The organism is Streptomyces uncialis (assembly GCF_036250755.1).
GTDB lineage: Bacteria > Actinomycetota > Actinomycetes > Streptomycetales > Streptomycetaceae > Streptomyces > Streptomyces uncialis.
Genome location: NZ_CP109583.1, coordinates 8794051 through 8803122 on the forward strand (window position 1 = coordinate 8794051; position 9072 = coordinate 8803122).

Below are 9072 nucleotides of genomic sequence, written 5' to 3' on the forward strand. Positions count from 1 at the left end.
CCTTCCCGGCGTGCTGAACGGGCGGGTCCGCACGACTGTGTACGTCAGGTGCGGCGGGGGTTCCTCAGGGGCGGTCGGGCGCCGTCCCACCGGTCGGCGACAGGGGCTCCGACCGGCTCCGGGGCCACCGGGAGGAACGAACCGCGGGCATTTGTACGATGCCGTGAAGCATGACCGGAGGGGGAAGAAGTGGCCCGGGAGCGACCGGATCGGAAGAAGCGGAAAGGGCGGAAGGGGAGGAAAGGGAAGCAGGACGGCGAGGTCGGCTGCTGTGTCGGCGCGATGGACGACTGTCAGTACTACTGCTTCCACGCCTGCCCGCTCACCGCGATCAACGCGCTCTTCCTGGCCCTGTGGCGGCCCGCGCCCCTCGGGAGGACTCCCGCGGACCCCGCGGCTCCCCGCCCGGCCGGACGGGCGGCCGCCGCGCTGTACGGAGCGGTACGCCACTACCGCACTCATGTCAGCCCCACCCGGCCCGCGTGCTGCCCGTACACCCCTTCCTGTTCGACCTACGCCGTCAAGGCCCTCCACCGGCACGGAGCCCTCCACGGCACCCGGCTGATCGTCGGACGGCTGCTGCGCTGCAACCCGGCCGCGGCCCACCGCCGGGGGCACAACGATCCCGTGCCTCCCGTGAACGGCTGAACGGACCTCACCTGGCGGATAGTTGAGCCGGGCGCGGGGGTGCGGCGCGAGTCCGCTGGAACCCGGCTCCCGGCGCGGTTCGGGTACCGGCGCCGCCGAGTGGTCAGGGCAGACGGGTCCGGGTGGTGCGGGGCCTGAGGGTGCGCAGCAGTACCCCGGGACGGGCCAGGGCGACGGGGCTCCGGAGGGCGCTGGCGACGCGGATGAAGTCCGCTGCCAGGGCGGCGTCGTGTTCGGCGGCGGCGACCAGACGGCGCAGGTACCACAGGGCCAGCCCGGCGCCGGGGAGGCCCGAGCCGCCCACGCCCGGCAGGAAGGAGTCCGAGAGGCTGGAGAACCGCCAGGACCCGGCGACCGCCCGGCCCGCGTCCTTGAAGAAGCGGCGGGGGAGTCCGTCGATCCCCTCGCGCAACCGGCGGTCGAGGATGAGCGCGTACGCCGCCGAGTACATCATCCCGGTGCCGTAGAGGGGGTTGAGGGCGGCGAGCGCGTCACCCGTCACCAGCAGCCCTTCGGGGAAGCGCGGAAGCTTGTCGTAGCGGCGCCGGTAGGTCTCCGGGACCTGGAAGACACGCACTTCGGTCAGCGGCTCCGCCGCCTCGATGACCGCCCACACGTCGTCGGGCGCCAACTCCCGTACCTGTGCCATGAACTCGTCGGTGTCGGCGCTGGGCCGGAAGTCACCGTACCCGTAGACCGTCAGCGTCCACCGGCCCTCCTCCTGGACCGTGAAGTACAGCCCGCGCGGGCGGTCCAGCCGGGGGCCGACCGCGATGGCCCGGTCGTTGGCGAACACGTCCGGTCCGCAGCGCAGGATCCGGCTCGCGTACGCCAGGTTCACCTTGACGCGCTCCTCACGTGGCAGCGGATAGCCGAGGTCCGACAGCCAGGTGCGGGTCCTGCCGGTACGGCCGGTCGCGTCGACCACCAGATCAGCGGCCAGGGACTCGGGCCCGCCGCCGTCGGGCTTCTCGACGACGACTCCGGTGATCCGCCCCCGGGTCGGCGCCAGGGGCCGCACGGCGAAGCAGCCCTGACGCAGAGTGACCTCGCTCCGGGCCCGGAGCCGCTCGCGGATGCCCTTCTCCAGGAAGGGGCGGCTCGCCCACACGGTGTCCAAACCCGCCTCGGACTGCCGCAGTTGATGGCCGAAGTAGAACAGGCGGTGCTGGCTCATCATCCCGACGGGGACGCCGCCGTCCTGGACGTAGCTCTCCTTCATCCCCGGGAGCAGTTCGTCCAGGAGGTCGACGGCCTTGAGCACCAGCGCGTGGGGATGCCATCCCTGGGGGACGCCGCGCCGTGGCGCGGCGGTCTCATGGCCGTCACGCTCGACGACGGTCACCCGTTCGAAGTGATCCGCGAGCACATGGGCCGCCATCAGCCCGCTCATGCCGCCGCCCAGCACTACCGCGTGGGCACCGATTGCTGACATGCCTCTCCTCAGTTCCTCAAGTGTCGTGGACTCGCGTGGCGGCGCGGGTACGGTGATCGTCTTCCCGTCGTGGGCCGGGACCGCTCGGGCCCGCCATCACCCCCTGACCAGGCGGCCGTCGACCATGCACAACGAGGTGCCGCCGCGACGGTGACGGGCCGCCGCCCCAGGGCTCAACGGGACTCCCCTCGCGGGCGGTCCGGCGGCGGGAAGTACCCCTTGCGGACGAAGAACGCGACATGTCTGCGGAACGACGCGCGACTCGCCTCGGGCAGCTCGATCCCGCTGCCGTCGAGCGCCGCGACGGTCTCGGTGTCGTCCACCGGCGGATAGAAGCCCGCCGGGTCGGCCGCCATCACGTCGAAGGCGTCCAGCAGCGGAACCAGCGCGTTGCCGGGGTCCGCCGCCACCTCGGCGCGCCACGCCGTCCGGTCCCGCTGCTCCAAGTCGTAGCCGTGGGAGCGGAGTTCCTCGGTCATCGTGCCGAGCGTCAGACCGGTGCGACCGCAGACATGGAAGGTCCGGAAGTCCGTCCCGGTCCGCCGCGAGATGTGCGCGATCGCCGCACTGGCGTAGTCCACGGGCATCAGCCGGAACAGCACGGGGATGTCCTCGGGGACCGTACCGGCCTGGAGGATCCCCTTCAGCGTCAGCCAGACGAAGTCATGGGTCTGGCACGCGCCGGTCCCGTGGTCGCCGGAGATCAGGTCCACCCGGTAGACGGAGACCGGCAGCCCACGGCCCCGGGCCAGTTCGACCAGCTGCTCGGCCACCCACTTGCTCTGGGTGTAGCCGGTCGGCAGACTCCCGCCAGGACCGGCCGGGTCCGACACCCTGATGGCGCTGCCGTCGCTCTCCCGTCCCGCGTAGACGCCCAGCGTGGAGACATGGTGCACGGGTACCGTCCGGTGCCGGGCGGCGAGCCGCAGGATCTCCTCGGTGCCCGACACATTGGCGGCGCGGACCGTGGCGTAGGGCTGGACCCAGTTGACGGCGGCCCCCGCGTGGTAGACCGAGTCGACCGTGCGCGCCAGTTCGTCGAAGAGCCCGGGGGCAAGACCGAGTCCGGGCAGCGCGAGATCCCCGACGACCACGGAGAGCCGGGCGGGATCGATCTGGTCCAGCAGCCCGTACCACTCCAGGTTGGACCGCAGCCGCTCCAGCCCCGCCGTCCCGTCGGCCGCGCGCACCAGACAGCGCACGGTGGCCCCGGTGGTCCGCATCAGATCGCGCAGCAGATACGCCCCGAGGAAGCCGGTGGCGCCGGTGAGCAGCACCGTCCGGGGGTCGGTGGCGACCCGGTGGACCTCACCGGCCGGGCGGATGTCGTCGGCGAGCACGGTCTCCGCCGCGAAGTCCACCCCCGGGTCGGCCACCGGCGCACCGTCCGCGCCGCCCTCCGCCAGAAGCGCGGTGAGGAGGTATCCCGCCAGCGCGGTCACCGTGGGATGGTCGAAGACCAGCGTCGTGGGAAGCCGCAGCCCGGTCAGGAACCCGAGACGGTTGCGGAGTTCCACCGCGTTCAGCGAGTCGTAGCCCAGCTCGGTGAACGAACGCTGGTCACGGATGGCCCCGGGGTCGGGATGCCCGAGTACCGTGCCCGCCTCCGTCCGTACGAGGTCCAGGACGCGCCGGCGCCGCTCGTCCTCGGACAGCGTGCTCAACTCCAGGCCGAGGGAGCCGCCCAGCGCGTCGTCGTTCACGGCGGCGGGCCGGGTCGGGACCCGCACGATGTCGCCGAGGATCGCCGGCAGCTCACCCGGACGCTCCCGCAGCGCCCGGTGGTTCAGCGGCGCGGCCACGGCGGTGGGGCGGTCCAGGCCCAGCGCCAGGTCCAGCAGCGCCGGGCCGAGCTCCGACGCGATCGGCGGATAGCCCGCGCGGGCGATGCGGTCGACATCCGCCTGAGTCAGCTCACCGGTGGCCCCGGAGGCCGCCCACAGCCCCCAGGCCAGGGAGGTCGCGGGCAGGCCCAGGGCAGCCCGGTGGGCGGCGAGACCGTCGAGAAAGGTGTTCGCGGCGGAGTAGGAGGACTGTCCGGCGCCGCCGACGGTCCCCGCCAAGGAGGAGAACAGGACGAACGCCGAGAGGCCCAGGTCCCGGGTGAGTTCGTGCAGATGCCAGGCCGCGTCCACCTTGGGCCGCAGCACCTCCCGGAGCCGTTCCGGGGTCACACCGGTGATCAGACCGTCGTCCCGGGCGCCCGCCGCGTGCACCACACCCGTCAGCGGACGGTCGGCCGGGACCGCGGCCAGCACCCGGGCCAGCGCGTCGCGGTCGGTGGCGTCACAGGCGACGACGTCCACCTCGGCCCCCAGCGCCGCCAGTTCCTCGCGGAGCGTGGCGACGCCCGGCGCGCCCGGTCCGCGGCGGCTGGTGAGCAGCAGCCGGGTGACACCGTGCACGGTGACGAGATGCCGGGCGAAGAGCGCGCCCAGTGTGCCGGTACCGCCGGTGATCAGCACCGTGCCCCGGGCGTCCCAGGACCCGGACGGGGTGCCGTCCACGGCCGACCCGGGCGCAGTGCCGCGGTTGGCCGGCGGCGGCACCCGGCGCAGCCTGGGCAGCAGCACCCGGCCCGCCCGCAGAGCGACCTGGGTCTCGCCGGAGGCGGCGACCGCCGCCAGCAGCGCGGGTGCGGGCTCCTCCGTGCCGCAGTCCACGAGGACGAACCGCCCGGGGTGCTCCGACTGCGCCGAGCGCACCTGGCCCCACAGGGCGCGACCGCCCAGGTCCGGCACCGGCTCACCGGGAACGGTCGCCACCGCGCCCCGGGTCAGCACCATCAGCGGGGTACCGGTGAACCGGTCCTCCGCCAGCCAGGCACGGATCACGGCGAGCATCCGCCGGGCGGCCCCATGGGCGGCGGCCACCGGGCCGGTCTCCTCCGGGGAGGTGAGCCGGACGAAGGCCGCGTCGATGCCCCCGGCCCGGAACCGACCCGCGTTCTCGGGGTCCACCTCGCGGACACGCCAGGGCTCCTGCGGCGGCGTGAGGGCGATCGGGGTCCAGTGCTCGTGGAAGAGGGAGTCCCGGAGCCGGGAGCCCGACCGCCACACATCCGACCGCCTCATGCCCGCCCCGTCGGCCGGGCCCAGGGTGAGCGAGCCGATCTCGGCGACCGGCCGCCCCGCCCGGTCGGCGAGCCGGGCGGACAAGGTTCCGTCGCCGGAACGCGACAGCCGTACCCGCAGCTCCGTCGCCCCGGTGGCGTACAGCCGCACCCCGCCCCAGCCGACAGCGGTAGGGGAGAGCCCGCCCGGAGCGGTCCCGGTGAGCAGCGCGGCTTGGACGACCGCGTCGAGCAGCGCCGGGTGCAGGCCGAAGCCGGCGGCTTCGCCCACGGCCTTCTCGGGCAGGGCCACGACCGCGCAGAAGGACGGGACTCCGTTGACACCCGGGCGGTCTCCCTTGACGGCCGGGCGGTCCCGCCCGTCGCCCGGGTTCTCCCGCCCGTCGCCCGGGTTCTCCCGCTCGTCGTCCGGGTTCTCCCGCCACAGGGCGGTGACCGACGGGAAGTGCGGGGCGCGCTGGGACGCCGACGCGCCCCGCGCGCTTCCCGGTTCCGGTTCCGGTGCCGCTGACGCCGCCATTGCCTCTGCCATCGCTGTTGCCGTCGTACCCCGCTCACGCTCACCGCCCGCCGAACCGACCCCTTCGCAGTCGTCGGCGTCGGCGTCGGCCACGTCACGGCCCACGTCGGCGTCGGCGCCAGCCTCGGCCAGGTCCACCGACCGCGCGCCGTCCGGCGGCCACGGCTCCAGCGAGAACGCCTCACCCCGGCCCCGTACGGCCAGGCGGGCGCGGGCGATCTCCGTCCACGGCTCCTCGCCCTCCTCCGGGCGGGCGTGCACGGCGAGCGCACGAACCCCGTCGCTGTCCGGTCCGTCCACGGTGACCTGGAGCTGGACGCCGCCGGAGACGGGCACCACCAAGGGAGCCAGCACCGATAGTTCGTCCACGGAGGTGCAGCCGACCTCGTCCCCGGCCCGGAGCGCCAGTTCCACGAGGACCGACGACGGCAGTACGGCGGCTCCGCCGACCATGTACCCGGCGGCCCAGGGGTGGCGGTGCGCCGACAGCCTGCCGGTGAGGAGCGTCTGTCCGGTACCGGCCACGGTCACCGCCGCGCCCAGCAAGGGATGATCGACGCCGCCCAGACCCAGACCGGCGGCGTCGGAGGACCCGGAGCCCGCCGCGTACCAGTACCGCTCCCGCTGGAAGGCGTAGGAGGGCAGTTCCACCCGGCGCGCGCCGGTGCCCTGGAACGGCCGCGACCGGTCGACCTGGCCGCCGCGCACCAGAAGATCGCTCCAGGAACGGAGGAAGCGGCGGATGCCGCCCTCGTCCCGTCGGAGGGTGCCCGTGACGAGGGCGCCGTCGCCCAGGTTCTCCTGGAGCGAGGAGGTCAGCACCGGATGCGGGCCGATCTCCACGAAGATCCCATGACCCTGGTCCGCCAGCGCACGGGCGGTCCGGGCGAACTCCACCCGGCCGCGGAGATTGCCGTACCAGTACGCGGCGTCCAGCCGGGCGGTGTCCACCCGGTCGCCGGTCACGGTCGAGAAGAACGGCACGGTCCCCGTTCGCGGCCGGATCGGCGCCAGCGCCGCCAGCAACTCGTCCCTGACCGGCTCCACCAGCGGCGAGTGGGAGGCGAAGTCGGTGGGGAAGCGCTTGGTCCGCGCCCCGTCCGCGGCGCACCGGGCGATGAACTCCCCGAGCGCCGCCCGGTCACCGGCGACCAGTACGGACCCGGGCCCGTTCTCGACCGCCACCCAGAGCCGGTCCGCCCACGGCGCAAGCCGCTCCTCCACCTCCGCGCGCGGCAGACCGACCGCTCCCATGCCACCGCTCCCCTGGAGCTTCGGAACGATGGCGCCGCGCAGGGCGACGACCCGCGCCGCGTCCTCCAGGGTGAGGCCCCCCGCCACACAGGCCGCGGCCACCTCGCCCTGGGAGTGCCCGACCACGGCCGCCGGTTCCACTCCGTAGGAGCGCCACAGCTCCGCGAGGGAGACCATGACCGCGAACAACGCGGGCTGGACCACATCGAGCCGCTCCAGCGAAGCCGCGCCCGCCGCGTCGCCGCGCAGCACATCCCGCAGGGTCCAGTGGACATACGGCTTCAGCGCGTCACCGCACCGCTCGATCGCGCTCGCGAAGACCTCGGAGGTGTCCAGCAACTCCCGCGCCATCCCGGGCCACTGGCCGCCCTGGCCGGGGAAGACGAATACGGTTTTGCCCAGCTCCCCGGGGTCGCCCACGATCGTTCCCTGGACGACCTGTGCGCCACCGGTACCGGGATCGGCCGACGCGTCCTTGGCGGACATGTCGTCCTCGGCGAGGGCGTCGAGCCCGGCGAGCAGTTCCGCACGGCTCCCGCCGATGACCACCGCACGGTGTTCCATGGCCGTACGGGTGGTGGCCAGGGAGAACGCGATGTCACCGGTGGCGGGGGCGACGGCCCCGGCGGCGAAGTCACGCAGCCGTCGGGCCTGGGCGCGCAGGGCGCCGCGGGATCTCGCGGACAGCAGCCACGGCACGGTCGCGGCCGGTGGATCCGCCGCGCCGCCGGACGGTTCGTCCTCCGGGGGCGCCTGCTCCAGGACGACATGGGCGTTGGTGCCGCTGGCGCCGAAGGCGGACACCGCGCCGCGCCGGGGCGCGCCCGTCCCGGGCCACGGCCGGTTCCCGGCGAGCAGTTCGACCCGCCCCGCCGACCAGTCCACATAGGGGGTCGGTTCGTCCAGATGCAACAGCCCGGCCAGCTCTCCGTGCCGGAGCGCTTGGACCATCTTGATCAGCCCGCCGATCCCGGACGCCGCCTGGGCATGGCCGATGTTGGATTTGAGTGAGCCGATGTAGAGGGGTTCGTGTCCCGTGCGGTCTTGTCCGTAGGTGGCGAGGAGTGCTTGGGCTTCGATGGGGTCGCCGAGTCGGGTGCCGGTGCCGTGGGCTTCGACGGCGTCGATGTCGGCGGGTGTGAGGTTGGCGTTGTGGAGTGCTTGGCGGATGACGCGTTCCTGGGCGGGGCCGTTGGGGGCGGTGAGTCCGTTGGAGGCGCCGTCCTGGTTGACGGCGCTGCCGCGCACCATCGCGAGGACCTGGTGGCCGAGCCGCCGGGCGTCGGAAAGCCGCTCCACCACCACCAGGCCCACACCCTCCGACCAGCCGATGCCGTCGGCGGCGGCCGAGAAGGGTTTGCAGCGACCGTCGGGGGAGAGGGCGCGGGCCCGCGCCGCGTCGAGATATCCGCTGGGGTGGGCGCAGATGTACGAGGCCCCCGCGAGCGCCAGCGACGACTCCCCGGACCTCAGTGACCGCACCGCGAGGTGCAGCGCCACCAGCGACGACGAACAGGCGGTGTCAAGGGAGACAGAGGGCCCTTCCAGGCCCAGGAGATACGAGATCCGGCCGGACGCCATCGAACTGAGCTTCCCCGTGACCTGGTAGCCCTCGAACTCCTCCGGGCACTCCAGGTCCAGATAGCTCTGCTCCACCAGCCCGGCGAAGACTCCGGTGCTGCTCCCCTTGAGCGAACCGGGATCGATGCCCGCGTGCTCCAGAGCCTCCCAGGCGGTCTCCAGCAGCACCCGCTGCTGAGGGTCCATCACCAGCGCCTCACGCGCCGGGATACCGAAGAAGCCCGCGTCGAACCGGGTCGCGGTGTCCAGGAATCCACCGTGCCGGATGTAGATCCGGCCGGGAACGGTGGGATCGGGGTCGTACAGGGCATCGAGATCCCAGCCCCGGTCGGTGGGGAAGCCGGAGATCGCGTCGCCCCCGTCCAGGGCGAGCCGCCACAGCTCGTCCGGACCGGCCGCGCCGGGGAAACGGCAGGCCATACCGACGATCGCGACGGGCTCCGCCCGCTCCGCCTCCAGTTCGGCGACCCTCCGGCGGGACTTCCGCAGATCGGCGGTCACCCACTTGAGGTACTCGACCAGCTTCTCTTCGTTCGGCATGGGAGTCCGTCTCTCCTTGGG

At 73.5% G+C, this 9072-nt stretch carries 2 protein-coding genes and 1 pseudogene; 1 reads left to right on the forward strand and 2 read right to left on the reverse strand.

The genetic code is table 11. The annotated features are described in order from the left end of the window. The first annotated feature begins 282 nt into the window (after positions 1–282). Positions 283–648 carry a membrane protein insertion efficiency factor YidD gene (yidD, locus tag OG711_RS36825; RefSeq protein WP_079184625.1) on the forward strand — a complete coding sequence of 122 codons (366 nt, stop codon included), beginning with the start codon at positions 283–285 and terminating at the stop codon, positions 646–648. A gap of 103 nt (positions 649–751) precedes the next feature. Here yidD and OG711_RS36830 read toward each other — a convergent pair whose 3' ends face one another. After that, the gene (locus OG711_RS36830) at positions 752–2083 is read right to left on the reverse strand and encodes an FAD-dependent oxidoreductase (RefSeq protein WP_073788354.1); all 1332 of its coding nucleotides are present in this window, start codon (positions 2081–2083) and stop codon (positions 752–754) included. Positions 2084–2256: 173 nt separating this feature from the next. Next, positions 2257–9039 (reverse strand): annotated as a pseudogene (locus tag OG711_RS36835) (thioester reductase domain-containing protein); the annotation flags it as partial. Between the last annotated feature and the right edge of the window lie 33 nt (positions 9040–9072).